Annotated in this window: 22 protein-coding genes; 14 read left to right on the top strand and 8 right to left on the bottom strand. The window is 74.4% G+C overall.

The features are described from left to right. Positions 1-31: 31 nt before the first annotated feature. Positions 32-2,944: a BTAD domain-containing putative transcriptional regulator gene (locus tag ACH5AR_RS20375; protein WP_396302838.1), complete on the bottom strand. Its 2,913-nt coding sequence runs from the start codon at positions 2,942-2,944 to the stop codon at positions 32-34. A gap of 734 nt (positions 2,945-3,678) precedes the next feature. Between ACH5AR_RS20375 and ACH5AR_RS20380 the strand changes: the two genes are divergently transcribed. Then, on the top strand, positions 3,679-5,103 hold the full coding sequence (locus ACH5AR_RS20380) for a uracil-xanthine permease family protein (protein WP_396302839.1): 1,425 nt from the start codon (positions 3,679-3,681) through the stop codon (positions 5,101-5,103). Positions 5,104-5,261: 158 nt separating this feature from the next. Further along, a complete protein-coding gene (locus ACH5AR_RS20385; RefSeq protein WP_396302840.1) occupies positions 5,262-6,008 on the top strand; it encodes a hypothetical protein in 747 nt (248 codons plus the stop codon). Positions 6,009-6,063: 55 nt separating this feature from the next. Here the strand turns inward: ACH5AR_RS20385 and ACH5AR_RS20390 are convergent, their stop codons facing one another. From ACH5AR_RS20390 to ACH5AR_RS20400, 3 genes are read right to left on the bottom strand one after another with little or no spacing between them, the layout of a single operon-like run. Then, a complete protein-coding gene (locus ACH5AR_RS20390; protein WP_396302841.1) occupies positions 6,064-6,495 on the bottom strand; it encodes a peptidase inhibitor family I36 protein in 432 nt (143 codons plus the stop codon). Between the two features lie 54 nt (positions 6,496-6,549). Continuing rightward, on the bottom strand, positions 6,550-6,987 hold the full coding sequence (locus ACH5AR_RS20395; RefSeq protein WP_396302842.1) for a peptidase inhibitor family I36 protein: 438 nt from the start codon (positions 6,985-6,987) through the stop codon (positions 6,550-6,552). A gap of 55 nt (positions 6,988-7,042) precedes the next feature. Further along, positions 7,043-7,486, bottom strand: a complete 444-nt coding sequence (locus ACH5AR_RS20400) for a peptidase inhibitor family I36 protein (protein ID WP_396302843.1) — start codon at positions 7,484-7,486, stop codon at positions 7,043-7,045. Positions 7,487-7,855: 369 nt separating this feature from the next. Between ACH5AR_RS20400 and ACH5AR_RS20405 the strand changes: the two genes are divergently transcribed. After that, positions 7,856-8,275, top strand: coding sequence for a hypothetical protein (locus ACH5AR_RS20405; RefSeq protein ID WP_396302992.1), 420 nt, complete (start codon positions 7,856-7,858; stop codon positions 8,273-8,275). 190 nt (positions 8,276-8,465) lie between these two features. On the opposite strand, the gene ACH5AR_RS20410 is transcribed toward ACH5AR_RS20405, so the two are convergent. Both ACH5AR_RS20410 and ACH5AR_RS20415 read right to left on the bottom strand, forming a co-directional pair. Beyond that, positions 8,466-8,936, bottom strand: coding sequence for a Scr1 family TA system antitoxin-like transcriptional regulator (locus ACH5AR_RS20410; protein ID WP_396302988.1), 471 nt, complete (start codon positions 8,934-8,936; stop codon positions 8,466-8,468). Positions 8,937-9,024: 88 nt separating this feature from the next. Continuing rightward, positions 9,025-9,162 carry a helix-turn-helix domain-containing protein gene (locus tag ACH5AR_RS20415; RefSeq protein WP_396302844.1) on the bottom strand — a complete coding sequence of 46 codons (138 nt, stop codon included), beginning with the start codon at positions 9,160-9,162 and terminating at the stop codon, positions 9,025-9,027. 183 nt (positions 9,163-9,345) lie between these two features. Here ACH5AR_RS20415 and ACH5AR_RS20420 point away from each other — a divergent pair, with 183 nt between their 5' ends. From ACH5AR_RS20420 to ACH5AR_RS20460, 9 genes are all read left to right on the top strand, one after another. After that, on the top strand, positions 9,346-9,768 hold the full coding sequence (locus tag ACH5AR_RS20420) for an ATP-binding protein (RefSeq protein WP_396302845.1): 423 nt from the start codon (positions 9,346-9,348) through the stop codon (positions 9,766-9,768). A 14-nt stretch (positions 9,769-9,782) separates the two neighbouring features. Next, positions 9,783-10,358: a hypothetical protein gene (locus ACH5AR_RS20425; RefSeq protein WP_396302846.1), complete on the top strand. Its 576-nt coding sequence runs from the start codon at positions 9,783-9,785 to the stop codon at positions 10,356-10,358. Between the two features lie 397 nt (positions 10,359-10,755). Then, positions 10,756-11,721 (top strand): phosphatidylinositol-specific phospholipase C, encoded by a 966-nt coding sequence (locus ACH5AR_RS20430; RefSeq protein WP_396302847.1) that lies wholly within the window; start codon positions 10,756-10,758, stop codon positions 11,719-11,721. Positions 11,722-12,414: 693 nt separating this feature from the next. Next, positions 12,415-16,935: a LamG domain-containing protein gene (locus ACH5AR_RS20435; RefSeq protein WP_396302848.1), complete on the top strand. Its 4,521-nt coding sequence runs from the start codon at positions 12,415-12,417 to the stop codon at positions 16,933-16,935. Positions 16,936-16,942: 7 nt separating this feature from the next. Beyond that, positions 16,943-17,545, top strand: a complete 603-nt coding sequence (locus tag ACH5AR_RS20440) for a hypothetical protein (RefSeq protein ID WP_396302849.1) — start codon at positions 16,943-16,945, stop codon at positions 17,543-17,545. A gap of 213 nt (positions 17,546-17,758) precedes the next feature. Continuing rightward, positions 17,759-17,896, top strand: a complete 138-nt coding sequence (locus ACH5AR_RS20445; RefSeq protein WP_396302850.1) for a hypothetical protein — start codon at positions 17,759-17,761, stop codon at positions 17,894-17,896. Between the two features lie 606 nt (positions 17,897-18,502). Further along, the gene (locus ACH5AR_RS20450) at positions 18,503-19,465 is read left to right on the top strand and encodes a quinone oxidoreductase family protein (RefSeq protein ID WP_396302851.1); all 963 of its coding nucleotides are present in this window, start codon (positions 18,503-18,505) and stop codon (positions 19,463-19,465) included. After that, positions 19,462-20,073, top strand: coding sequence for a TetR/AcrR family transcriptional regulator (locus ACH5AR_RS20455; protein WP_396302852.1), 612 nt, complete (start codon positions 19,462-19,464; stop codon positions 20,071-20,073). The genes ACH5AR_RS20450 and ACH5AR_RS20455 overlap by 4 nt, the downstream gene beginning before the upstream one ends. Positions 20,074-20,533: 460 nt before the next feature. Then, positions 20,534-21,943: an MFS transporter gene (locus ACH5AR_RS20460; protein ID WP_396302853.1), complete on the top strand. Its 1,410-nt coding sequence runs from the start codon at positions 20,534-20,536 to the stop codon at positions 21,941-21,943. A gap of 169 nt (positions 21,944-22,112) precedes the next feature. On the opposite strand, the gene ACH5AR_RS20465 is transcribed toward ACH5AR_RS20460, so the two are convergent. Further along, positions 22,113-22,547, bottom strand: a complete 435-nt coding sequence (locus ACH5AR_RS20465) for an NUDIX domain-containing protein (protein ID WP_396302854.1) — start codon at positions 22,545-22,547, stop codon at positions 22,113-22,115. Positions 22,548-22,699: 152 nt separating this feature from the next. Here ACH5AR_RS20465 and ACH5AR_RS20470 point away from each other — a divergent pair, with 152 nt between their 5' ends. Continuing rightward, on the top strand, positions 22,700-23,803 hold the full coding sequence (locus ACH5AR_RS20470; protein WP_396302855.1) for an NADH:flavin oxidoreductase/NADH oxidase: 1,104 nt from the start codon (positions 22,700-22,702) through the stop codon (positions 23,801-23,803). 226 nt (positions 23,804-24,029) lie between these two features. Continuing rightward, positions 24,030-24,446: a carboxymuconolactone decarboxylase family protein gene (locus tag ACH5AR_RS20475; RefSeq protein ID WP_396302856.1), complete on the top strand. Its 417-nt coding sequence runs from the start codon at positions 24,030-24,032 to the stop codon at positions 24,444-24,446. Positions 24,447-24,871: 425 nt separating this feature from the next. On the opposite strand, the gene ACH5AR_RS20480 is transcribed toward ACH5AR_RS20475, so the two are convergent. Further along, positions 24,872-25,174, bottom strand: coding sequence for a hypothetical protein (locus tag ACH5AR_RS20480; RefSeq protein ID WP_396302857.1), 303 nt, complete (start codon positions 25,172-25,174; stop codon positions 24,872-24,874). Between the last annotated feature and the right edge of the window lie 854 nt (positions 25,175-26,028).

Consider the following 26,028-nt stretch of genomic DNA (forward strand, 5'->3'; position numbering starts at 1 on the left):
CGTCGTCCATCCTTCCCTGCGGGGCGGTCCGTCAGTGCTGCGCGTCGGCAACGGCCGTGGCGGGCACGGGCGTCGCGGGCACGGGCGTGGTGGCGGCGGGGGCGGGTACGGCCGCGGCGGCGCGGCCGGCCGGCAGGGCGCGCAGGGCCGCGGCGGCCTGCGCCTCGCCCTCCTCGTACTGGTGGGCGCGGGCGGTGCGCAGGGCGGCGCCGAGGTGGCGGGCGGCCTCCTCGGGGTGGCCGGTGGCGGCCAGGGCGCGCCCGTAGAGCGTCTGCAGGACCACCCGGCGGGTGACCGGGAAGGGCGGTTCGGCGACGGCCAGGCCGCGGGCCGCGTGGTGGGCGGCCTCCTCGGCGTCGCCGGCGGCCAGGCACTCGCCGGCCAGGTGCTGGCGGGCGAGCGCGACCAGGTCGGCGCGGGCGGCCCGTTCGGCCAGCGCCAGGGCCTGCGTCAGCAGCCCGCGCACCCGGGCCCGGCCGGCCCGGTCGCCGTGGCGGGCGAGGGCGACGGCGTGGTTGACCAGGGCGACGGCCTGGGCGGTGCTGTCGCCGGCCCGGGCGGCGAGGTCGGGGGCGCGCTCCAGGTGGACCAGGGCCGGCTCGGGGCGGCCCTCCTCCAGCAGGACCCAGCCCAGCAGGGCCCGGGCCCGGGACTGGGCGCCCGGGTCGCGGTCGGCCTCGGCGGCGGCCAGGCCGTGTTCGAGCAGCGGCACCCAGCCGTCCCGGACCTGCCAGACGATCAGCGGCCACTGGAGCAGCACCAGGCGCCAGGCGCGGTCGTGCAGCCCGGCGGCGACGGCCGCCTCCACCGCGCCGCGCAGGGTGTCGCGTTCGGCGGCGTACCAGGCGAGCGCGGCCGCCCGGTCGGGGAAGGGCCGGACCTCGGCGGGGCGGCGGGTGCCGGGCGGCAGGGTGCAGCACGGCTCGCTGCCCGGCTCGGCGGCGGCGCAGGCGCTGAGGAGGGTGTTGAGCAGGTGGTCGAGCAGCCGGGGCAGCACCTGGGTGTCGGTGCCGCCGGGCAGGCTGCGGGCGTAGAGGCGGACCAGGTCGTGCAGGGTGTAGGCGTCCCGGCCGATCTGGACGATCAGGTGGGCGGCGGCCAGTTGGGCGAGCGCCTCGGCGGCCTCCTCGGGGCGGCAGCCGGCCAGTGCGGCGGCGGTGCGGCTGTCCAGGGTGGCGCCGGTGTGGGCGCCGAGGCTGCGGAACGTCCGGCGGGCGCAGTCGCCCAGGTGCTGGACGGTCAGGGCGAGGGCGGCGGCGACGCTGGTGTCCTCGACGTCGAGGAGGTCCAGGCGGTCCTGCTCGTCGGCGAGTTCGTCGGCGAGGGCGGACAGCGCCCGGGCCGGGCCGGTGGCCAGGCGGGCCGCGGCCAGCCGCAGGGCCAGCGGCAGGCCGTCGCACAGCCCGGCCAGCCGGGCCGCGGCCTCGGGCTCGGCGGCGACCAGGTCGGGGCCGAGGGTGGCGGCCAGCAGCGAGACGGCCTGCGGGGCGGAGAGCTCGGCGAGCGGCACGGGGCGGGCGGCGTCGGAGGCGACCAGGCCGCCGAGCCGGTCGCGGCTGGTCACCAGGGTGACGCAGTCGTCGCCGTCGGGCAGCAGCGGGCGCACCTGGTCGGAGCGGCGGGCGTTGTCCAGGACGATCAGCATCCGGCGACCGGCCGTCAGCTCCCGGTAGCGGGCGGCCATCGCCTCGGGGGTGGCGGGCATCCGCTCGGCGGGCAGGCCCAGGGCGAGCAGCAGCTCGCGCAGGACGGCGGCGGTGTCGCGCTCCGGCAGCGGGCTGTGGCCGCACAGGTCGACGAAGAGCCGGCCGTCGGGGAAGTCCTGCCGGCGGCGGTGCGCCCAGTACAGGGCGAGGGTGGTCTTGCCGACGCCGGCGCCGCCGGTGAGCACGGCGACGGCGCCGGGGGCGGCGGTGGCCCGGTCGAGCGCGGCCAGCTCCTCCTCCCGGCCGGCGAAGCCGCGCGGGCGGCGGGGGAAGGGCCAGGGGGTGTGCGGGCCGGGGGCGGCGGGCGGCGGTCCGGCGGCGGGTGCGGGGGCGGCCGGGGCGGGGCGCTGTTCGGGGACGGAGGCCGGGCCGCCGACGGTGGGCACCCGTACGGGCGGCAGGTGCTCGGCGGGCGGGCGCTCGGCGGGCGGGCGGTGCGGCGGCTGGTCGCCGGGGCGGCGGGCGGGTGGCACCCGGTCGGCGCGGCCCGGCTGCGCGTCGGTGCGCAGCAGGCGGGCGTAGGCCTCGGTGAGTTCCGGCCCGGGGCCCATGCCGAGTTCCTCGGCCAGGGCGCGGCGGGTGCGGTGGAACCAGTCCAGGGCCTCCGAGCGGCGTCCGGCGCGGCCGAGGGCGTGCATGAGGTCGGCGACCAGCGGTTCGCGCAGCGGGTTGGCGGTGGCCTCGGTGTGCAGCAGGTTCGCGGCCGCGCCGTGCTCGCCGAGCCGGCCGTGGGCGCGGGCCAGTTCCCCGGTGGCGGTCAGCCGCCGTTCCTCCAGGGCCTGGGCGGCGCTGCGCAGGGGCAGGCTGCCGGTGGTGCCGGTCAGGGCGGGGCCCCGCCACAGGGCGAGGGCCTCGCGCAGGGCGGCGGCCGCCCGGCGGGCGTCGTCCAGGGCGCGGGCGCGGGCCACCAGCTGGTCGAAGCGCACGGCGTCCACCGCCTGGTCGGGCACCCGCAGCAGGTAGGCGCCGTTGTCGGTGACGAGTTCGACGCCGGCGCCGGGGGCGTCGTGGGCGGTGAGCAGGGCGCGCAGCCCGGAGACGTGGTTGTGGATGACGGTGCGCGAGTGCCGGGGCGGTTCCTCGTCCCAGAGGGTCTCGGTGAGCCGCTCGACGGTGACCGGCGCCCCGGGGTTGAGCAGGAGCATGGCCAACAGGCTGCGGCGTTTGGCCGATCCGGCCGGCAGCTCGCGGCCGTCCGCGGCCACCACCGCCACCGAGCCCAGCAGTCGGAACTCCACGCACCCCCCTCGGATGTATATGACAATCATATGACGATTGGCGATCCGCCGGTCGCGGAGCGTCGCCCGTGCCGTGGGGCCTGCGGCGCCGGCCCCGCGCCGCTGAAGGCCGCGACCCGCCCCTACGTCTACGGGAACCCCTGCTACCAGCGCTTCCTGGTCAACCGGCCGCCCCAGCAGGTCGGCCCGCCCGCAACGAGCCGGAGGCGACCGCGCCGGGCCGCCGCCCTCGGCGCGGTCGCCTCCGGGGAGCAGCGGGTCGCGCTGACCGTCCAGGGCAGCGGGAAGGAGACGGTCGTCCTGGAGGCGCTGCACGCGCGGGTCGTCACCAAGGGCGCGCCGCTGGCCCGGAACGGCTACGCGAGGGGGGTGGGCTGCGGCAGCAAGGTGGAGAGCGCGTCCTTCGACGTCGACCTGGACAGCGGCAGCCCGACGGTCACCGCCCGGCGCGGGCACGGGGCGGCCGGGCTACGACCGCCCGCTGGGCGCCGGCGAGTGGGGGCGGCGGCCCAGGGGCTGATCCGGGGGCCGGGGGCGGCGTCCGGGGCGGGCGTCCGGGGCGCGGGGGCGGGCGCTCGGGGCGGGGCCGTAAGATCCCCGACAGCACCGGGCCCGCCAGGCCCCTCCCCACGTCTTCGCAGCTCACGCGGGTGTGTGTGACCGCCGGGACACCCGGCGGCCGGGACAATGGTGCGGACGGTTCCCCGGAAGTACAGAGAAAGCGATACCTCACCATGGATCTCGGCGTGCGCTGGAAGCTGCACGGTGACGGGCGCACGCCCGCGCCGGGGGCGGTGGTCCGCCCCGACGAACGGCTCTCCTGGCCCCGCACGGTAGGGCTCGGCGCCCAGCACGTGGTGGCGATGTTCGGGGCGAGCTTCGTGGCGCCCGTGCTGATGGGGCTCGACCCGAACCTCGCGATCATGATGTCCGGCGTCGCGACGGTGATCTTCCTGCTCGCGACCCGGGGCCGGGTGCCCAGCTACCTGGGCTGCTCGCTGTCCTTCGTCGGCGTGGCCGCGGTGATCCGGGCGCAGGGCGGCACCAGCGCGACGGTGACGGGCGCGGTGTTCGTGGTGGGCGTGGCGCTGTTCCTGGTGGGCGTGGCGGTCCAGCGGTTCGGGGCGCGCATCATCCACGCCGCGATGCCGCCGATCGTCACCGGCGCGGTGGTCATGCTGATCGGCTTCAACCTCGCGCCGGTGACGGCCTCGACGTACTGGCCGCAGGACCAGTGGACGGCTCTGCTGGTGATGCTGTTCACCGGTCTGGCCGTGGTGTGCCTGCGCGGCTTCTGGTCGCGGGTGGCGATCTTCCTGGGGCTGCTGTTCGGCTACGGGATCTCCTGGCTGTTCGACCGGGTCTTCGGGAAGATCCACTCGGTGGACGGCGGCGGGCACGTGTCCGACCACTGGCGGCTGGACCTGTCGGGCGTCGGCAAGGCGGACTGGATCGGCCTGCCGACCTTCCACGGCCCGTCCTTCCAGTGGTCGGCGATCCTGGTGGCGCTGCCCGTGGTGATCGCGCTGGTCGCGGAGAACGCCGGGCACGTCAAGGCGGTCGGCGAGATGACCGGCTCGAACCTGGACGACAGGCTGGGCACCGCGATCTCCGCGGACGGCATCGGCTCGATGCTCTCCACCGCCGTCGGCGGGCCGCCGAACACCACGTACTCGGAGAACATCGGCGTCATGGCCGCCACCCGGGTCTACTCGACGGCGGCGTACTGGGCGGCGGCGGGCTTCGCGCTGCTGTTCGGCCTGTGCCCGAAGTTCGGCGCGATCGTGGCCGCGGTCCCCGGCGGGGTGCTCGGCGGCATCACGGTGATCCTCTACGGCATGATCGGCCTGCTCGGCGCGCAGATCTGGACCAGGGCCCGGGTCGACCTGCGCAACCCGCTGAACCTGGTGCCGGCCGCGGCGGGCATCATCATCGGCATCGGCAACGTGACGCTGAAGTTCACCGACACCTTCAGCCTCAGCGGCATCGCGCTCGGCACGCTGGTCGTCATCACCGGCTACCACGCGCTGCGGGCGCTGGCCCCGGCGCACCTCAAGACGCAGGAGCCGCTGCTGGACGAGGGGACGTCCTCGTACGACGAGGACGCGGCGGGCGCGGCGGACGCGGCGGACGCCTCGCGGGGGCCGCGCGAGCGGTAGCCCGTAACGGACGGGGGCGGGAACGGGTTCACCCGGAGAAGACGGCCGGCGGAAGTGTCCGAAAGGGACCTTCCGTCGGCCGGTCCGTCTGGCCGGGCGGGCGGCGCGGTGGTCGAATCGCTGCCCGCTCGTATCGGCCACTCGTCCCCGGGAGAGTCATGCCCCTTCTGAGCCCCCGCCGCCGTGCCGCCGCCGCGGCCGCCGCCCTCGGCGCCGTCGCGATCGCCTGCGGCCCGGCCTCCTCCGCCGTCGGCGCCGACACCCCCGACACTCCCGCCGCCGGCACGGTGCTGTGGACCCCGAGCACCGCCACCGGCCCGTCCTCGTTCACGGCCGTCCAGTGCGCGCCCGGCGGCTTCTCCGTGGTGAGCGACCCCGCCAAGGGCCGCGTGTGGCGGGCCTTCCAGGCCGCCGGGCAGGAGCGCTGCGAGACGCTCGGCCCGAACCTGAAGGAGGGCGACACCTTCTACCTGGGCTGGTCGTCCCGGCTGGACGTCCGGGACACCGACAGCCGGTACGTCTTCCAGCTGAAGTGCTCGCCGAGCACCGGCACCGCCAACCACCCGCTGGAGATCGACGTCGCCGACGGGCGCCTGCGCCTCCAGGAGTGGGACACCGCCCACGCGGCGCACACGCTGTGGACCGCGCGGACCACGAACGACGCCTGGCACTCGTACGCGCTGAAGATCCGCCTGGGGCGCACGGACGGCACGGTCGACTTCTGGTTCGACGGCGTGAAGCAGACCTTCACCACCGGCTCGGGGACGTTCACCGGCACCACCTGGGACGGCGACCGCGACTACCTGAAGTGGGGCTCCTACCACCTCTCCCCCGGGGACGCGACGAACACCTTCACCAGCCCGGTGATGGCCACCACCCTGGAGGCCGCCACCGCCGGCTCCTGACGGCGCGCGGGCCCGGACCGGGCTGCCCCGGGTCCGGGCCCGCGGCCGGGGGGGCTCAGCAGTACTTGAAGGAGCTGATCCTGTCGTTGATCCATGACGGGACCGAGGCCCACTGCTCCCGGGGGCCGACCCTGAACTCCAGGCCGCCGTAGGTGTTGTGCTCGTAGAAGCAGACGCTGCTGCCGGTGTTGTTCACCACGGACGAGGCGACGTCCTGCATCCCCTGCCACAGGGCGCCGTCCGGCTTCAGCTTGCCCAGGTCGCTGATGTTCTGGTTCGAGGCGATCGCCCCGAACTTGTTGTAGGGCTCGCCGCTGATGAAGCTGCCCTCGGACCACAGGCAGACGTAGTTGGCGGGGCACGCTCCGGCGCCGTGGCCGATGCCGAGGATCGTGGTGGCGCCGGCGGAGCCGGCCACGGTCACGACCAGCCCGACGGCGGCGGCGGTGGCCAGACCGAGCCTGGCCAGGTTCGTGGAGAGCTTCACGGGGATCGGTTCCGTTCGGGTGTCGGGTGTCGGGTGTCGGGGGAAGGGGCCGGCTCAGCAGTACTTGAAGGAGCTGATCCTGTCGTTGATCCACGACGGGAGGGAGGGCCAGTGCTCCCCGGGGCCGACCTTGAACTCCAGGCCGCCGTAGGTGTTGTGCTCGTAGAAGCAGACGCTGCTCCTGGTGTTGTTCAGCACCGACGAGGTGACGTCCTGCATGCCCTTGTCGGTGCTGGCGACGCGCTGGAGCTTGCCCATGTCGCCGGTGTTCTGGTCGGACGCGAAGGCGCCGAACTTGGCGTCGTTGTAGAAGGTGCCCTGGATGAAGTTGGCCTCCGACCACAGGCAGACGAAGCCGCTGGGGCACGAGCCGGCCCCGTGGCCGATGTTGTAGACGTTGGTGGCTCCGGCGGAGCCGGCCACGGTCAGGACCAGCCCGGCCGCGGCGGCGGCGGCCAGACCGAGCCTGGCCAGGTTCGTGGAGAGCTTCACGGTGATCAGTTCCGTTCGGGTGTCGGGTGTCGGGTGTCAGGTGTCGGGAGGGGGGTCAGCAGTACTTGAAGGAGCTGATCCTGTCGTTGATCCACGACGGGACCGAGGCCCACTGCTCCCGGGGGCCGATCCTGAACTCCAGGCCGCCGTAGTTGTTGTGCTCGTAGAAGCAGATGCTGCTGCCGGTGTTGTTCACGACCGAGGAGGCCTCGTCCTGCATGCCCTTCCAGCGGGTCTCCTGGGCCACGAACTTGAGGTGCCCCATGTCCGGGACGTTCTGGTCCGAGCCGATCGCCCCGTAGTCGGTGCCGCCCTTCGGGTTGCCGACGATGAAGTTGTTCTCGCTCCACAGGCACACCCAGTTGGCGGGGCACTTGCCGGCGCCGGTCTGGATCGTGGTGAGGACGTCGGCGCTCGCGGTCGTCGTCGTGGCGGCGACCGCCCCGGCCACCGCGGCGGCGCCCACCGCGAGCCTCATCGCCGTTCGCCGCAGGTTCATCGTGGTCTCCTCTGTTCTCGCTGCTGCCAGGGGTGCCGCTCCGGCGTTCGTCCGCGGAGCAGTTCCACTGTGGCGGCGGGGGCGCAGGGCAGGCATCAGTCATCCGACTGCACGGGGAAACGGGGTCACTGACCTGACCGGGGCGGCCGGCGGCGCGGTCCTGGGTATCCCCCGGTTGCGTCACGCGGCGGTGGGAGGGCGGCGGAGGGGAGGGCGGGTGCGGGCGTGCGCGGGCGGGGCGCCGTCCGGGTGGCCGTCGGGCGCGGCGCCGGGGTGCGGGCTGACGGGCCGGGGCGATGCGTGCAAGAACTGACCGGGGTGTCGGCGTCCCGCCCGCCTCGATCGATCACGCGCAGGAAGGCCTCTTCCGTGGAGAAGCAGCACCTTCGTCTCCTCGTGGGCGCCCTCGCCCTGGCGGGCGGCCTGGCCGTCGTGGTGCCGGCGGCCCACTCCTCGCCGCGGATGCTCGATCCGAACCCGTTCGACGCACGGACGGACCCCACCGTGAACACCGCCTGCACGCAGTGGCGCGCGCAGCCGTGGCCGACGGCGTGGGGGATCTCCACCTGGGACAACGGGCGGCGGGTCCAGGGCGGCGCGGCCTACGGCAACGCCGACCACCAGCTGCCCGCCGGGGCCTACCGCGAGTACGACGTTCCGGGGGGCGGCTACGACCCCGCGAAGAAGCGGGGGCTGACGAGGCTTGTCCGCGCGGCCGGGGGTGAGGTCTACCTGACCGTCAACCACCACCACGACTTCCGCACGCTGACGCACTGCAACGCCGCCTGAACCGCGCCCGCAGGCCCGGACCGAGAGGCGGTCCGGGCCTGCGGGGCGGGGGTTCAGATTTTGCCGAACTCGCCCCCGCGGACGGCGGCGAGGAACGATGCCCAAGCACCCCGCCGAGAAGACCAGCGCCGGACCCTCAGGGTCCTTGGAGTCGCGCACAGGCATCAGACCCGGGAAGTCAGAGGCCACCTCAACGCACTGTCCACCATTGCCGCTGTAGCTGCTCTTGCTCCAAGCCGCACCCGTCAAGTCGACGTTCTAGCTCATGTTGAAGAGTCCCTCGCGCCTTGCTGATCATTGTGAGCGATGCCGCCTGCGGCAACGCTTCCACCTGGAACAGATCGTATTCCCTAGCCCAAGCTGACACTGTTGCCCGATCGTTCTCCAGGTATCCCCGCTGATGCGTCTCGGTGTACCCGAGCGAAGTACCGTCGCCAAGGTCGAGCAGCGACATGGACCGCATGAACGGGCGAAGTGCACCGAGACCAAAGGGCGCCACTTGGACCACGTAGGTGGGCCGCCGAGCCAACTGCTCCACATGCACCAGCTGTTGGGACATGACCACTCCATCCCCGCCAACCACGGTCCGCAAGCAGCTTTCATCAAGGATCACATAGATCAGCGGAGCTGTATCCCTGTTGATTCGCTCCTGCCGATTCAGAAGGAGTCGAACACGTTCGGCTCCTTGTTCAGCCGTGACACCTCCGGGTAGCCCCGCAGGAATGACGAACCCTTGAGGGTCCAGTACGTCAGTTCCAATGTCCCCCGGTACCAAGAACCTGGTCAGCAACGCGGACCCACTCAAGTGTGGAATTGCGAGCCCCTCTTTCGAGGTTCGAAATCTGACTAATACTCAGATTTGTTCGCCCGAGCTGGGTCTGAGTCATTCCTGCCGCCTTGCAACCTGCGAAATTGAGCGCCGAAAGCCTTGAGGGGCCGAAGCCGATGGATCCAGTTTAGATTCACGCATCGTCAGTCCTCCACTTCCGCACGAATCCCACCACAGGAAACCCATGCCTCGCGCGGCGCACAGCGCTCCCACCCGCCCACTCTCCCCGAGGTGCCTCGCCATGCTCACCGCCCGCCGTCCCCGCCTGTTCGTCGCGCGCCTCGACTCCCGGGCCGAGTCCACGCCCCTCGCCCGCCACCTCCTCCGCGCCTACCTCTCCGGCCTCCCCTCCGGCGACCGCTACCGCGACACCGCCGAGCTCCTGCTCGGCGAGCTCTTCGCCAACGCCGTCCGGCACTGCGACGCCCCCGGCGACCGGCACGTCGAAGTCCGCTTCGCGCTCGTCAACTCGCGACTTCGCCTCGAAGTCCACGACGCCGGCAGCGGGCGCCCCGCCCTCAACTCCCCCGCCTCCGATGACGAACATGGACGAGGACTGTTCATCGTCAACGAACTCGCGGAACGATGGGGCTGCGCCTCCCGCCCCTGCGGCATCGGAAAGTACGTCTGGGCCCTCGTCGCCCCCTCGCCCGCTCTCGCCTGAAAGCCCGATTCCTGATGCACCTCGCCACCCTCGCCCGCCACACGCTCTCCCGTGGCGCCACCCCCGCCGCCACCTACGCCCTCCTCGCCCGCCTCGGCCACCAACCCCTGCCCACCGCCCGCGCCGTCTGCCTCGCCCTCGACATCCCCCAGGCCGAGACCTCCCGCCGCCTGGCCGACTGCTACGACGCCCTCCTCGCCGACCCGCGCCCCGACACCGAGAACGACACCGGCGAACTCCTCGAAGCCCTCGGCGTCTTCGACGTCCCCAAGACCCTCACCGAGGCCGAACTCGCGGTCGTCGAGCACTTCCTGACCGCCATGGAGGCCATCGGGGGCATCCGCCCCGGCCACCGCCACGGCCTCCACCGCTGGTTCACCACCGGCAACCTCACCGCCGCCTACCTCTCCCTCGCCTCCACCCACCCCCTCCCGCGCACCGGCGACCCGGCCCTCTACTGGACCACCCTCGTCTCGGCCGGCGAACTCCTCACCACCACCCTCCCCTCCGACCGACGCATCGCCTACGCCCTCAGCCAGTGCCGCGTCCAGGCCCGGAAGTCCGCCCCGCCCGCCCCCGACCACCCCTAGGGCGTGTCTGACAATTCGCGTCGGACCAGGGCGCGGCGTCGGGGTGCGTGCATCGCAAGGCGGAGGAGGGAGCCACTGCGGAGCATTGGCGACCGACGACAACGCGGCGAGGGTGCGTGCCCCGACGCCGCGCACCCGGCGAGAATTGTCAGACACGCCCTAGGACCGCCGCCGGGACGGGAGGCCGCTTCCGGCCGCCCGTCCACTCCGTACAGGAAGTCGACCCCATCGACTTCCTGTGCGATTCACGGGACTCCAACGAGCCACCCCCGCGCAGGAAGTCGGCCCCGCCGACTTCCTGCGCGCCCCGCGGCACCGGCGCTGAACCGGCCTCGGACCGGCCCCCGTAGTCAGCCATGCACGGAGCCAGACCGACACCGAGACCACGGAGCCGACCATGAGCGCCACACCCAACCGCCGCGACGTCCTGCGGTGGAGCACCGCCCTCGGCGGCGGTGCGCTGACCGCCGCCCTCGGCGTCACCTGCGCCGCCACGCCGGCCGCAGCCGCCTCCTGGAACAGCAACACCTGGATGGGCTCCCTGCCCGACGGCCTCTCCCTCACCCAGCTGACCATCCCGGGCACCCACGACTCCTGCTGCACCGACCCGATGAACGGCACCGAGTGGTCGCACACCCAGAACTGGGGCGTCCCCCAGCAGCTCCAGCGGGGCATCCGCTTCCTGGACATCCGCTGCCAGGGCTTCCCGCTGAAGGACCGCGAGACCAAGAACTGGCTCGGCGTCTTCCACGACCGCTTCTACCAGGGCACCACCCTGTCCACCGTGCTGAGCCAGTGCCGGACCTTCTTCCAGCAGTCGCCGCGCGAGGCCCTGGTCATGCGGATCCGGGACGAGCGCGCGGGCAGCAACCCGATCAGCTCCGTCGAGTTCCTCCGCCGCATGCAGTACCACCTGGACGGCTTCGGCTTCCGCAACCTGTTCTGGACGGCGCCCTGGTGGCCCCGGCTCGGGGAGGCCCGCGGCAAGATCGTGCTGCTCGCGGACTTCGACACCAGCTCCGACTCCACCTGGAACGTCATGCACTGGGGCAACAGCGGCCTGATGGACACCCAGGACCGGTACGAGGGCGTCGGCACCGACGGCAAGGCCCGGGCCGTCGTCAACCAGTTCGACCAGGCGTACTTCAACCAGAACTCGCCGAAGATGTACATCAACTTCACCAGCTACGCGGGCGGCAAGTGGCCCAAGCTGAACGCGGACGCGATCATGCCGCCGGTGTTCGACTACCTGAACGCCCGCAGGGACCAGGCCATCCACTTCGGGATCGTCCCGATGGACTTCCCCGACTTCCACACCAACGTGCTGGACCTGCTGCTCGCCAAGAACTTCGTCGGGCGCTGAGCCCGGACCCCGCCGGGGCCCCGAACGCCGCCGGGGCCCCGCGCGCGGGGTGGAGGGAGAACTGCGACTTCCCGCCGCCGGGCGGCCCGGAGCCGGGCCGCCCCAACCCGCCGACGGCGCCCGGGCGTTCGGCTTCCCGGCGCGGCGCGCCGGTGCCGGCCCGTGGCCAGGGCGGTGCGGGCCGGCCGCGCCCGGCACTGCTCCGCCGCCGCCCTGCGGCCCCGGGCGGGCCGGGCGCCGCTTCGAGGCGGCCGCCGACTCCCGCCCCCGCCGATCGGCGGGTCGGGCCCCCCGCCGATCGGCGGTACCGATGCGTCGTACGCGGGTGGAACGATCTGGTCGAACATCAGCTGCGGGTTGCCGCGCCGCCCCTGGCCCTCACCGGCCGGGCGGCCGTCTTCCGGGGGGAAGAACCGCAGGGACCGGGGGGTTGGACCGCACGGGGGCGCTTCGCCCTGCCCGCATGCGGTCGACGCGCCGTCCCGGCGCTCGACCGCTCACGTGCCGATCGACGCGGACGACGCGAACCGTGCGGTGGACGACCCAGCAACGGCCCTGCGCGGGACGCGGGCTGACGGGTCGCCGGGCCGCACGGGCGCGCCGCCGCGCCGCGACGGCGCGCGCTCCTGGTGCTCCCGCCCGCACCCCGGGCGGCCCATCGTGCGGCCACCATCCAGGAGAACAGCCACTCCCATGCAGACCAGATTACTGATCCGCTCACGCCGGGCGCGCCGCGCCGTGGCGAGGGTGCTGAGCGTCACCGCGATCGCCACGGCGATGTCGCTGGTGACCTCCGCGGCGGGCGCGGCGCCCGCCCGCGCCGCCGCCCCGGCCGGGGCACCCGCGTTGCCGGCCTTCGCCGTCAACGGCGAGGTCGCCCACTACACGTACGAGTACAGCGACGAGAAGACCGCGCCGAACCTCGTCGAGGGCGGCCCGCGCGCCGTCCACCACAACGGTGCCCACGCCGGCCCCGGGACGGACAACGAGGTCATCTGGGGCGTCCCCGGCCACACCGTGCGCTCGCTGCGGCTGGACGGCACCAACCAGTACGACTCCGTCCCGCTGACCGTGCCGACCGACCAGTCCTTCACGGTCTCCGCCTGGGTGCAGCTGAGCAAGAAGCCGGACGCCTCGTACTCGGTGGTCACCGAGGACGGCAGCCGGGTCTCCGGCTTCTACCTGAAGGTGAACCCGGACGGCAAGCCGCTGTTCGGCATACCGCGCGGCGACTCGGAGAACACCGGCTGGGACACCGCGAACGGCACCGCCGCGCTGGCCGTGAACGACTGGACCCACCTGACCGGCGAGTACGACGCCGCGGCCAGCGAGATCCGGCTGTTCGTCAACGGCGTCAAGGTCGCCACCTCCCCGCACACCACCACCTGGAAGGCCGCCGGCGAGCTGAACATCGGCCGCGGGATGTGGGCCGGCCAGCCGGGCGACTACCTGCCCGGGCGGATCGCCGACGTCCGGATCTGGCAGCGCGCGCTGTCGGACGTCGAGGCCTCGGACGTGGCGATCGCCGACAGCGTGGTCCGCGACGACCGCTGCTCGCTGGCCTCCGCGATGCACGCCGGCGGGCCCAAGGTCAAGGCCCTGACCTCCAAGGCCCTGGCCGGCACGGGCGCCGACGCGCGCGCCGCGGCGGTCAGCGGGTGGGGGTACGGGCCGATCGCGGTGGCCGCGGTGGAGGACGAGAGCGACCAGCGCGCGATCCAGAACGCCGAGCTGGCCCGCGAGCAGGCCTGGACGGACATCACCAAGCCGTTCGCGGTCGCCGGCCCCGACTACCTGTCCTTCCTGAACAGGCCCGGCTACGGCGCCCCGATCCGGGCCTTCCTCGGCGACGCCAAGGTCGGTGCCCCGGTGAGCCTGCCGAAGCCGTCCCAGGCCGCCCTGGACCGGGCGATCGCGATCTACCAGGAGCGCCGGGCCGCCGAGGGCAACGCGCCCGGCTGGTACGGGTTCTTCGTCAACGAGGACATCCTCAAGCGCCTGTCGGCCTACCAGATCGCCCGCTTCATCCGGCTCGGCGGCCTGCCCACCACCGCTCCGGCGAAGGACTCGGTGGAGTTCCGCACCGAGGTCGAGGACCTCAAGGCCCAGTGGGCCGGCTGCGACGCGAGCGACCCGCTCGACCCGGCGCACATCCTCAACGAGGTGGTGGCCACCGCCAGCGCCGAGTGGCAGGCCGAGCTGGCCGCCCAGGCCAAGCAGCGCGGCGACATCGTCGACGCCGACCTGAAGGCCTACCAGGACCTGCGGACCGCGACCACCGCGATGGTCGAGGCCCAGGGCCAGGCGTTCATCGTCAGCCGGATGCTGGTCTTCCAGAAGTACTGGCAGGGCAGGTCGCCGAACGAGTCCGGCTACCCGAAGCCGCAGGCCTTCACCGACGCCACCACCGCGATGGCCAACGCCCGCAGCGCGGTCAGCGCCCAGCTGACCGTCGCCCGGCAGGCCGCGGCCTCCGCCAAGGCCCAGGCCGACCGGGCGGCCAACGCACAGGCCGACGCCGGGAAGACGGCCGGGCTCAACGGCACCCCGTACGGCCGCGGGCTGACCTACGCGCTGCAGTCGGCGCAGGTCACCAAGGCGTCGGCGGCGGCCGCGCAGACGGCGGCCAAGGCGATCGAGACCACCTTGAACGCGGTCTCCGCCGGCCAGGCCGACAGCGGCGCGCTCTACGCCCTGGCCGACACGCAGACCCACGCCACCCAGGCCGAGTTCCAGCGCGCCGCCGCCCAGGAGGCCGCGGACCAGGCCAAGGCCGCCGCCGATGCCGCCGCCGCCCAGGCCGACCAGGCGGCCAAGGCCGCCGCCCGGGCCAAGGCGGACCGGGAGCAGGCGCAGCAGGCCGAGCGGGACGCCAAGGCCGCCGCCGCCGACGCGCACGCCAAGCGGGCCGTCGCCGAGCAGGAGCACGCCAACGCGGCCGCCGCACGGCAGAGGGCGGACAGCGAGCGGGCCAAGGCGGCCGTCGCCGAGGCCGCCGCGGCGCAGAAGCAGGCCGCCGCGGCCACCGCGCTGAGCACCGCCCAGAGCGCCGCGAAGACGGCGGCGGACAAGGAGAGCGCGGCGAAGACGGCCGAGGCTCAGGCCTACCTCGCCCGGGACGCCGCCGCGGCGGCGGAGGCCCGCAAGGATGCCGCCACCGCCCGGCAGAAGGCCCTGGAGGCCGCCGCCGACGCGGCGTCCGGCAGCGCCGACGCCCGGGAGAGCCGGCAGGCGGCGGACCAGGCGAAGGCCGCGGCCGCCGAGGCCACCACCGCGGCCGGCGGGGCCCGGGCGGCGGCCGACGCGGCCGGGCGCAGCGCGGTCGCGGCGCGGGCGGCGGCCACCGAGGCGACCGGTGCGGCCCAGCGGGCGCAGGCGGCCTCGGACGCGGCGCAGGCCGACGTGGCCGTGACCAGCGCTGCCGCCTCCACCGCGCACGCCGCGGCGGCGGACGCGATCGCCGCCTCCGAGCAGGCCGCGCAGAACGTCAAGAACGCGGCCGCGCAGGTGCAGACGGCTGCTGCCGCGGCGCTGAAGGCCAAGCAGGCGCAGAAGGCGGCGCAGGTCCAGGCCGACCTGGCCGCGGCCGACAGCGCGCGCACGGCGGGCCAGGCCTATGCGGCCTCGCTGTCCGCGCTGGCCGCGCGTGACACCGCGGCCGCGGCGATCGCGGCCGGGAACGAGGCGGTCGCGCTCGGTACGCCGTACCGGCAGAGCGACTCCGCGGCGGCGCTGGCCGTGCTGGTCGGCCAGAGCGGCAAGACGCTGGCGCAGCAGCAGGACGACGCGGCCCGGGCGCGCGCGGACGAGGCGGCGAAGGCCGCGGCGAGCGCGGCGGCGCTGGCGGCCAAGGCCGGCGCGGACGCCAGGGCGGCCGCCCAGGCCAGCGCGCAGGCGGCGGCCGACACCGCCAGGGCGCTGGCCTCGTTGCAGCAGGCGCGTGCCTCGGCCGCCCAGGCGGCGAGCGAGGCCGCGGCGGCGAGGGCGGCCGAGGCCAACACCTCGAAGTACGACGAGCAGGCGCACCTCGACGCGTTGTACGCGGCCACGGCCGCCAGCGGCGCGGCGAGCGAGGCCGGCGCGGCGCGGTCCGCGGCGACGGCGGCGGAGCAGGACGCGGCGAGCGCCCGCGGCGCCGCGGCCCTGGCGGAGTCCGAGGCCGCCAGGGCGCGGGCCACGGCCGAGCAGGCGGACAAGGCGGCGACGGCGGCCGAGCAGGCCGCGGCCAACGCCCAGGGTGCGGCCCAGGAGGCCGACCAGTCGGCCCAGCGGGCCGAGGAGCAGCAGCGCAGGGACGAGCAGGCGGCGCAGGCGGCCTGGGCCGCCGAGCGCACGGCCGGTCCGGCCGACACCGGCCCGGACCTCAGCGGGAGCGACGAGCAGCTGCTGCTGGCGCAGTGCGGTCAGAGCTGCGTCGACGAGTTCCGCAAGGCCAAGGCGGACGCCGTCAAGGACGTCATCGACTGGGTGAAGGAGAACGGCGGACAGATCCTGCTCGACGTGCTCGGGGTCACCGACGCCAAGAAGTGCTTCACCGAGGCGGATGTCGAGAGCTGCCTGTGGACCGCGCTCAACGTGGCCAGCCTGGTGGCGGTGGTGGGCAAGCTGCCGGCCGTCAGCAAGGCGGTCATCCGGATCAGCGAGGGCATCGGGAAGTTCTTCGAGGAGTCGGTGGCGGCCAAGCGGGCCCTGGACCGCCTGCGCAAGGTGATCGAGGACGCCAAGAAGGCGGCCGAGGGCGAGTGCACGCTGGAGCTGGCCGCCGAGGGGGCCGGGTCGGTGTCCGCCGCGTCCTTCGTGTCGGGCGGCGCCTCCGCCGTCGGCCCGCGGCTCGCGGCGGCGAAGGGCAAGAGGTTCTGCGGCATCAAGCGGGCCGCGGTGCTGCACGACGACTTCTGCGCCAAGGGTTCGCACATCAACCTGCTGAACGGCGCCGAGGTGGGGCTGCGGCCCGACGAGAAGGGCGGTATCCGGGGCGTGGTCGCCCGGCCCGCGCCGCGGGACGCCACCCAGGCGGAGATCGACGCGGTGATCGACATCATCAAGTCCGACAAGTCGCTGCGGGAGGACATCAAGTCGGTGGCGAGGGACGCCATGCGCGTGTTCAACACGCCCGGCAAGACGCCCGGCACGTGGGGGGCGGACTGGAGCTGCTCCACCAACCGCGCGCTGGAGCTGAAGTTCCTGATCGACGCGCTGGAGCGGATGGGCTAGCGGTGCGTTGACCAGGGTGCGGTGCGGTCCTCCTCCGGGCGGGCCGCACCGCGCCGATTTTCCCGCCACTTCCCTGTGGCATCATGAACGCATGGATTTTGTGGGGGTGTTGACGGAATTCGGCGCGACCGCGAGGCTCGGCGGAATCCGGCCGCTGGACAATCTGGCCGACATCGCCGAGCGGCTCGGGCCGTTCGAGAAATCCGGCCGGATCAATCCGAAGCGGCGCTGGCCGCACTGGTTCGGGTACGGTGACGTCACCTTCGAATCCTGCCACTGCCGGGTCGTCAACCGCCTTTCGCTGCGCACCTGGTACGAGTCGGTGCGGATTCCGGCGGAGGCGCCGGGGGAATTCCGGACCTTTCCGACCGGCGTCCGGTTCGACCGGTTGGCGGGCGCTTTCGCCGGGGCCGGTCTCGGCTGGGAGGAACTGCGGCGCTCGGAGCGGGAGTTCGCCTTCGCCACCGAGGTCGCCGAGCTGCCCGGGGCGGCGGTCTCCTTCACCTTCACGGCCGACGACCGGCTGCTCTACAGCGTCCACGCGACCGCGTCCGGCCACCTCTGCCGGCCGCCGGAGCCGGGCGCCCCGGACGACGGCTTCGGCCGCTGACGCCGCCCGGCGCCGCCCGGTGCGAGGGCGCCGCGCTGCGCGGCGGCGGCGGCGACCGTGCCGGTGGAGGCCTGTTCGGGCGCCTGGCAGGCGGCGGTGCCCAGGACCGTTCCGGGGCGGTCAGCCGGGCGTCGCAGCCGGGCCGGGCGATGCCGAAGTCCGTGATCACGGTGCGCTCGCCGCGGACCATGAGGGTGGCCGGTTTGAGGTCCGGTGGACGATGCCGCACCCGTGCGCGGCCTCCAGCGCCTCCAGCACCTGGAGGGCCAGGGCCGCGCGAGCGGCAGGGCGCCGCGCCGTTCCAGGACGGCGCTCAGCGGCTGGCCCTCGATCAGCTCCATGACCAGGTAGCCGGCCGGGTGGCGCCCCTCTGCGGCGCCGGGCCCGGGGCCCTGCCCGTAGTCGTACACGCCGACGATGCCCGGGTGGCGCGGCCGGGCCATGACGCGGGCCTCGGCGCGGAAGCGCCCGGCGAAGCCGGGCTCGTCCAGCAGGCGGGTTCGACCACCTTGACCGCGGCGCTGCGGCCCAGGACCTCGTCCTCGGCGCGCCGCACCTCGCCCGTCGAGCCGGCGCCCAGCCGGTCCACCAGCCGGTAGCGGTCGCCGGGCACGGTGCCGCGCATGCTTCCCCCTGATGCGGGCCCGAGGACCGGAGCGCGTCCGCGGGGCGTCCCGGGGCCCGGGGCGCGCCCCTGGTCCGGGACGCCCTCCGAGGATCATGACACCGGCTGTACTGCTGCTGACGTTCCATCACGGGAAGCCCGTTCGGCTCCGGCCACCGCCGCTGCCCGTGCGGTGGCGGGCTCGGGGCGCCCGGCGGCGGGCGGGCCCGCGCGGGGCGGCGGCCCGTCGCCGTACGGGTTTCTGGACTTGTGGGTCCAATCGCGGCTGCCTAGCGTGCTTCCCGTTCCCCTCTCCGTCTCTCCCACGAGCCCGCACAGGAAGGTGTCCTGCCATGCACGCGATCCGGATCGAGGAGCACGGCGGCCCCGAGGTCATGCGCTGGACCGAGCTGCCGGACCCGGTGCCCGGCCCCGGTGAGGCGCTGGTGCGCCTGGGCGCGGCCGGGGTCAACTTCATGGACGTCGGCGCCCGTTCGCAGGGCGGCCCGGGCTGGGCGGCGCCGGCGGTGCTGGGCGCCGAGGGCATGGGCTACGTCGCCGCCCTGGGCGAGGGGGTGGCGCAGTTCGCCGTCGGCGACCGGGTGGCGTGGTTCTACCACCCGGGCAGCTACGCGGAGTTGCTGGCCGTCCCGGCCGCCTCGCTGGTGAGGGTGCCCGACGGCGTCCCGGACGAGGTCGCGGGCGGGCTGCTGATGCAGGGCCTGACGGCGAGCCACCTGGCCGGGGAGACCCATCCGGTCGCCCCGGGCGACACGGCGGTGGTGCACGCGGCGGCCGGCGGGGTGGGCCGGCTGCTGACCCAGCTGGTCAAGGCGCGCGGCGGCACCGTGATCGGCCTGGTCTCCCGGGAGGAGAAGGCCGCGGCCGCCCGGGAGGCCGGCGCCGACCACGTGCTGGTGCACTCCGGCGGCGGCTTCGAGGAGCGGGTGCGGGAGCTGACCGGCGGGCGCGGCGCCGACGTCGTCTACGACGGCGGCGGCACCGGCACCTTCCGCTCCTCCCAGCTGGCGCTGCGCCCGCACGGGGTGCACGCCTACTACGGCCCCTTCATGGGCGTGCCCGAGCTGCGGCCCACCGACCTGCCGAACAGCATCCTGCTGACGTACCCGGTGGTGCACCATCACGTCCCCACCCGCGAGGCGCTGGTGCGGCGCACGGGCGAGCTGTTCGACCTCGTCCTGGCGGGCCGCCTCGTCCCGCGGGTCACCGGCCGCTACCCGCTGGCCGAGGCGGCCCGGGCGCACGCGGACCTGGAGTCGCGGCGCACCACCGGCAAGCTGGTGCTGCTGCCGTGAGCGCCGTACGGCAGGGGCAGCCGCCGACCCGCAAGGGCGCCGCGACCAGGCAGCGCATCGTGGAGGGCGCCGCCCGGGAGATCCGCGAGGCGGGGGTGTTCGGGCTGCGGCTGGAGGACGTGATGGCCCGCACCGCGACCAGCAAGAGCCAGCTGTTCCACTACTTCCCCGGCGGGAAGGACGAACTGCTGCTGGCCGTGGCCCGGTTCGAGGCGGCCCGGGTCCTGGACGACCAGCAGCCGGAGCTCGGCGCCCTCACCTCCCGGCAGGCCTGGCTGCGGTGGCGCGACAAGGTCCTCGCCCGCTACCGCGCCCAGGGCGTCAGCTGCCCGCTGCACGTGGCGCTGTCCCAGCTGGGCGGGGCCGACGGCGCGGGGCGGGCGGTGGCCGCCGAACTGCTGGCGCAGTGGCAGCGCCGGCTCGCCGCGGGCATCCGCCACCTGCGGGACCAGGACGGCGGGGCCCTCGCCGGCCTGGACCCCGACCGGGAGGCGGCGGCGCTGCTCGCCGGGGTCCAGGGCGGGGTGCTGATCCTCCTGACCACCGGCTCCTGCGACCACCTGGAGGCGGCGCTGGACTCCGGCCTGGCCCGGCTCGGGCTGGGCTGACGGCCTCCTCACGCCGGGGCCCCTGCGGCGGGCATGGCGGCGGGTGCGGCGACGCGGCGGCGGGCGCGGTGATCACCTGGCGTTGCCGCCCTCGCACGGAGGGGCACCGCCGCGGTGTGGAACGGGCCACAGTTGCGGGGCCGGCCGGGCCCGTTGGTGAGAAGGGTCACGCCCGCGGCGCGCCCCCGGCACCCGGCGGCGGCCGCCCCGGGGCCGCCCCCGGCAGGACTGGGCGGGCGCCCCCACGGCACGGGCGAAGGGCCTGTCCGCTTCGGGACCTTGGTCGCGAATCCCCCCGACCTTCGGCCCGGTGGCGGCCGTACGGGGGCGGGGCAACCGTGGACGGTCGCCCGTCGTGACCGGGCGGTGGCGCCGTCCGAGGTGGGCGGCGCCTTCCCCTGCCGTCTACCCGGCGCACGGTGCGCAGTGCGCGCCGTACGCTCCGGAGGACCCCCAGCACATGTCCCAGACCATCGACAACGCCCCGTATACCGCGTTCCACCGCAGGCTGGCCCTGGCCTGTTCCGGCGGGCCCCTGCTCGACGGCTACATCCTGAGCATCGTCGGCGTCGCCCTGATCGGGATGCGCCCGGACCTCGGGCTGTCCACCGCCGAGGTCAGCCTGATCGGCGCCGCCGCCCTGGTGGGCATGTTCGTCGGCGGCGCGCTCTTCGGCGTGCTGACCGACCGGATCGGCCGGGAGGTGATGTACACCGCGGACCTGCTCGTGATGGTCGCCTGCTCGGTGCTCTCCTTCTGGGTCGACGCGGTGTGGGCGATCGCCGTGCTGCGCTTCGTGCTCGGCATGGCCGTGGCCGCCGACTACCCCATCGCCACCTCCCTGCTCGCCGAGTGGACGCCGACCAAGCACCGCGGCCGGCTCCTCGGCAAGCAGATCGTCGCCTGGTACGCCGGCTCCGTACTCGCCTACGTGGTGGGCTACCTGTTCCTGGAGCTGGCCGGGCCGGGCAGCTGGCGCTGGATGCTGGCGAGCTCGACGGTGCTGTGCGTGGTGTTCCTGGTGATCCGCCGCGGCTCGCCGGAGTCCCCGCGCTGGCTGGCCGCCAACGGCCGGGTCGGCGAGGCGGTGCACGTGGTCGAGAAGCACCTGGGCGTGCGCGTCGACGGCCGGGAGCTGATGCCCGATCCGGCCGGGCGCGGCGGCCCCGCCGGGCTGCGCCTGCTGATGACCCAGCCCTACCGGCGCCGCACCCTGTTCTGCGGCCTGTTCTTCCTGTGCCAGGTCGGCCCGCTGTTCGCGATGCTCACCTTCGGCCCGCAGATCCTCTCCTCCTTCGGCATGCCCGGCGGCACCGTGATGGAGACCCTCGGCACCGGCCTGGTCAGCCTGGTCTTCCTGCTCGGCTGCTACCCGGCGCTGCGCCTGATCGACACCCGCGGCCGGCGCCCCGTCATCATCTGGTCCTTCGCGCTGATGACCGTCCCGCTGGCGCTGCTGGGCGTGTGGCCCGCGGCCCCGGCGGCCGTCGCGCTGCTGGCGCTGTGCGCGTACGCCTTCCTGTGCGGCGGGCCCAACGTGCTCGACTGGACGTACCCCAACGAGCTGTTCCCCACCGAGATCCGGGCCACCGCCGTGGGTATGGCCACCTCGGTCAGCCGGATCGGCGCGGCCGTCGGCACCTACCTGCTGCCGCTGTCGCTGAGCGGGCTGGGCACCGGCCCGACCATGCTGATCGCCGCCGGGACTACCGCGCTGGGCCTGCTGGTCTGCGTGCTGTGGGCGGAGGAGACCCGCGGCACCGCCCTGGGGGCCTCCCCCGCCGCGGCCGCCACCGCCGCCGGCGAGGCGGGGGCGCGGGGCGGGCACGGGGCCGTGCCGGCCCAGCGGGTCCCGCAGACGGCGCGCTGAGCTTCCACCGGCCTTCCGCCGGCGGTTCGCTGACGACGGTCCGCTGACGGCGGTCCGCTGACGGCGGTCCGCCGGGTGTGCGCGACGGCCCCCGCCCTGGACGGGCGGGGGCCGTCGCCGTCCCCGGCCCTTCCCCGCCGGGCCGGGCCGGGCCCGGTCACCCGTCCGGTCAGGCCAGGTCGCCGCGTTCGCGCAGCAGCGGCAGGAGGTGCTCGCGCACGGCGGGGGCCAGGCGCAGGGTGTCGTCGCGGCCGTCGGTCCAGCGCAGGTCGGCGAGTTCGGCGGCGGGCACGGGCTCGCGGTCCAGCTCGGCGGTGAAGACGGTCATCAGCATGGGCACGCCCTCCAGGGCGGCGGTGGCGCGGATGTCGGCGAGGTGGCGGGGGCCGACCGGGGCCGCGCCGAGCTCCTCGGAGAGCTCGCGGGTCAGCGCCCGCAGCGCGTCCTCGCCCGGGTCGGGCTTGCCGCCGGGGAGGTAGAAGACGTCGGGGGCGGCCTGCTTGCTGACGACCAGGAGCCGGCCGTCCCGGACGATCGCGGCGGCGGCGACGGTGAGCGGGGCGGGGTCGCCGGGCGGGGTGATGGTGGCGGCGGAGTCGGTCATGGAACGCATTGTCGCAGGTGGGAGACTGCCCCCCAGGGGGCACCCTTGCAACTCTCTGCGTGTGCAACTATTGTTTGCGAGTGTAGATGCAGCTGCAAAGGTTGTGCGGCTCACCCCTTTCGCCCTGGCGCGCCGACCCCCCGGAGCCCGACATGAGCACCTCCCTCTTCTCCCCGCTCACCCTGCGGTCCCTGACCGTCCCCAACCGGATCTGGATGCCGGCGATGTGCCAGTACAGCGCCGCCCCCGACGGGCAGGCGGCCGGCGTGCCGACCGACTGGCACTTCACCCACCTCGCCGCCCGCGCCGCCGGCGGCACCGGGCTGATCGTCACCGAGGCCACCGCGGTCAGCCCCGAGGGGCGCATCAGCCCGTACGACCTCGGCATCTGGAACGACGAGCAGGCCGCGGCCTTCCGCCGGATCACCGGCTTCCTGAAGAGCCAGGGCACCGTCGCGGCCATCCAGCTCGCCCACGCCGGCCGCAAGGCCTCCACCGAGCGCACCTGGGTCGACCGCGGCCGCCCCGTCCGCCCGGACGAGGAGCACGGCTGGACGCCGGTCGGCCCCAGCCCCGAGGCCTTCTCCTCCGCCCACACCACGCCGGACGAGCTGACTGCGGATCAGGTCGGCGCAATCGTGCGGCAGTTCGCCGACGCCGCCCGGCGCGCACTCGACGCCGGCTTCCAGGTCGCCGAGGTCCACGGCGCCCACGGCTACCTGGTCCACCAGTTCCTCTCCCCCGCCGCCAACCACCGCACCGACGGCTACGGCGGCTCCTTCGAGGGCCGCATCCGCTTCGCGCTGGAGGTCGTCGACGCCGTCCGCTCGGTGTGGCCCGAGGAGCTGCCGGTGTTCTTCCGCGTCTCCGCGACCGACTGGCTCACCGAGGACCCGCAGGACGGCCGCGAGGGGTGGACCTCGCAGGACACCGTGCGCCTGGCCAAGGAGCTGCGGGCCCACGGCGTCGACCTGCTCGACGTCTCCACCGGCGGCATCGTCCCCGACGCCCGCATCGAGGCCGCGCCCGGCTTCCAGGTGCCCTTCGCCGAGGCCGTGCGCCGCGGGACCGACCTGCCGGTGGCCGCCGTCGGCCTGATCACCGAGCCGGCCCAGGCCCAGGCCGTCCTCACCGAGGGCCGCGCCGACGCCGTGCTGATCGGCCGCGAGCTGCTGCGCAACCCCTCCTGGGCCCGCCACGCCGCCGCCGTCCTCGGCGGCGAGGTCGCCACCCCCGTCCAGTACCACCGCGCCTGAGCCCCGCCACCCCGCCGCCCCGCCCTGCCCGCCGCTGACGCAGGAAATCTTTCGGCTCGGGCCGGGCGGGGTGACGCCATTTCAGGGGGTTCCGAGCGTAAATCTTCCTGTCACGGCGGGTCAGCGTGGCGGGCTTGCCCTGGAGTGCACTCCAAGTCCTACGGTTTCTGCCGTGGCCGCCGCCACCGGTGGCCGGCGGCCGGACGACGGGAGAGGAGCAGCGCGGATGAGCATGTCGGCGAACGGGGACGAGGCCCGCCGGGAACGGTACGCGCACGGGCTGGAGGTGCTGGAGCGGATCGACGGCGAGGCCGGGCGGCGGGTGGTGGAGGCGCTGGACGACGTCAGCCCCGAACTCGGGCACCAGATCGTCGCCTGGGGGTTCGGGGAGGTCTACAGCCGCCCCGCGCTGCCGCCGCGCGAACGGCAGCTGGTCACCCTGGGCATGCTCACCGCGCTCGGCGGGTGCGAGCCTCAGCTGGAGGTCCATGTCAACGCCTCGCTGAACGTCGGGCTCACCCCGCAGGAGATCGTCGAGGCGCTGCTGCACTCGGCCCCCTACTGCGGCTTCCCCAAGGCCCTGAACGCCACCTTCACGGCCAGGAAGGTGTTCGCCGAGCGCGGCCTCCTGCCGGTCCGCTGACCGGCGGCCGGCCGGCGGCCGTGCTCGCGGTCGTCCTCCTCCTCACCGCCGTCGCCCCCCTGGGCGGCGCCGGACCGCTCGGCACAGAGCTCGTCCGCCGCCTCGCCGAGGCCCCGTCCGTCCGCCGGGCCCGCCGGGCGACGGCCGGCGGGGCGCCTGGACAGCGCCCTGGCTGGGCGGGACAAGGAGGGCCGGGCGCTCGCGCGGTGGCTGCACGCACTGCGCGCGCGCTCCGGCCCCACCTACAGCCAGATGGCGCACCAGACCGCCGGATCCGCCCGGCCCGTCCCCCGCGCCACCCTCGCCCGCGGGGGCGAGGGCCGTACGGTCCGGGGCACGGTCAGTTCGTCCGCGCCTGCGGGGCGACCCCGACCCCCTCCCACACGCCGGAAGTCGGCCGGTTCGACTTCCTGCGTGGTGCCCGGCTATCCGCGCGGGTCCCGCAGGCGGTGTCCCGGCAGCCGTGTCCGGCGTGCATACAGGGGCGGCGTGCCTTCTGCGGGCGCGGGCTCGTCGTAACACTCGAGAAGCAGGTCACCGCACAGGTCGTCCAGCCCGTCCGGCGTCTCCTCCAGCAAGGCATGGGCCCACACCTCAAGGGACGCGTTCTTCAGCGCATCGTTCGGAACCCGGTGGACCGGCTCCGGGCCCACCACCTGCCACTCCGACGAACCGTCTTCACGGAACAGCAGCCGCCACCAATACGGCTGCCAGTAGGTCCTCTTCAACGAGAGCCAGCTCCCCGGTGTCGTTACGGATGGTGGCTGCTCGGTCGAGGACGGGCCGCCAAGCCTGCTGACGTTTCCATCGATCAACGATAGAGGGGGAGAGCCGGCCGACTCGGCTTCCCGTACAGCACCGGGCAACGGGAGCCACGGAGCAGGAAGTCGGCCGCTTCGACTTCCTGCGCAGCACCACACCAGAGGCGGCAACGGACCGAAACACCCGCCGACCCGACTGCCCGCCCAGCCGCAGACAATCGAGGCCACGAAGCAGGAAGTCGACGAGGTCGACTTCCTGTGCGGGGCCCGGCCAAAACGGGAAGTCAGCCGAATCAACTCCCCGACAACAGCACCGACACGAAAAGTCGGCCGCTTCGACTTCCTGCGCAGCACCGGGCGACAGGGACGCAGCGCAGTGGAAAGTGGAAAGGCGGCCGACTCGACGCGCGGCGGACGCCAGACCGGAACAGCGCAGCGCAGGAAGTCGGCCGCTTCGACTTCCTGCGCAGCACCCCACCAGAGGCAGCAACGGACCGAAACACCCGCCGACCCGACTGCCCGCCCAGCCGCAGACAATCGAGGCCACGAAGCAGGAAGTCGACGAGGTCGACTTCCTGTGCGGGGCCCGGCCAAAACGGGAAGTCAGCCGAATCAACTCCCCGACAACAGCACCGACACGAAAAGTCGGCCGCTTCGACTTCCTGCGCAGCACCGGGCGACAGGGACGCAGCGCAGTGGAAAGTGGAAAGGCGGCCGACTCGACGCGCGGCGGACGCCAGACCGGAACAGCGCAGCGCAGGAAGTCGGCCGCTTCGACTTCCTGCGCAGCACCCCACCAGAGGCAGCAACGGACCGAAACA

The organism is Kitasatospora sp. NPDC018619, assembly GCF_044391605.1.
GTDB lineage: Bacteria > Actinomycetota > Actinomycetes > Streptomycetales > Streptomycetaceae > Kitasatospora.

Bases quoted from the DNA above. Each gene is read 5' to 3' on its own strand.
- ACH5AR_RS20400 (WP_396302843.1), bottom strand. From the start codon at position 7,486: ATGAACCTGCGGCGAACGGCGATGAGGCTCGCGGTGGGCGCCGCCGCG.
- ACH5AR_RS20380 (WP_396302839.1), top strand. From the start codon at position 3,679: ATGGATCTCGGCGTGCGCTGGAAGCTGCACGGTGACGGGCGCACGCCC.
- ACH5AR_RS20460 (WP_396302853.1), top strand. From the start codon at position 20,534: ATGTCCCAGACCATCGACAACGCCCCGTATACCGCGTTCCACCGCAGG.
- ACH5AR_RS20430 (WP_396302847.1), top strand. From the start codon at position 10,756: ATGAGCGCCACACCCAACCGCCGCGACGTCCTGCGGTGGAGCACCGCC.
- ACH5AR_RS20435 (WP_396302848.1), top strand. From the start codon at position 12,415: ATGCAGACCAGATTACTGATCCGCTCACGCCGGGCGCGCCGCGCCGTG.
- ACH5AR_RS20475 (WP_396302856.1), top strand. From the start codon at position 24,030: ATGAGCATGTCGGCGAACGGGGACGAGGCCCGCCGGGAACGGTACGCG.
- ACH5AR_RS20450 (WP_396302851.1), top strand. From the start codon at position 18,503: ATGCACGCGATCCGGATCGAGGAGCACGGCGGCCCCGAGGTCATGCGC.
- ACH5AR_RS20420 (WP_396302845.1), top strand. From the start codon at position 9,346: ATGCTCACCGCCCGCCGTCCCCGCCTGTTCGTCGCGCGCCTCGACTCC.
- ACH5AR_RS20415 (WP_396302844.1), bottom strand. From the start codon at position 9,162: ATGACTCAGACCCAGCTCGGGCGAACAAATCTGAGTATTAGTCAGATT.
- ACH5AR_RS20385 (WP_396302840.1), top strand. From the start codon at position 5,262: ATGCCCCTTCTGAGCCCCCGCCGCCGTGCCGCCGCCGCGGCCGCCGCC.
- ACH5AR_RS20465 (WP_396302854.1), bottom strand. From the start codon at position 22,547: ATGACCGACTCCGCCGCCACCATCACCCCGCCCGGCGACCCCGCCCCG.
- ACH5AR_RS20470 (WP_396302855.1), top strand. From the start codon at position 22,700: ATGAGCACCTCCCTCTTCTCCCCGCTCACCCTGCGGTCCCTGACCGTC.
- ACH5AR_RS20425 (WP_396302846.1), top strand. From the start codon at position 9,783: ATGCACCTCGCCACCCTCGCCCGCCACACGCTCTCCCGTGGCGCCACC.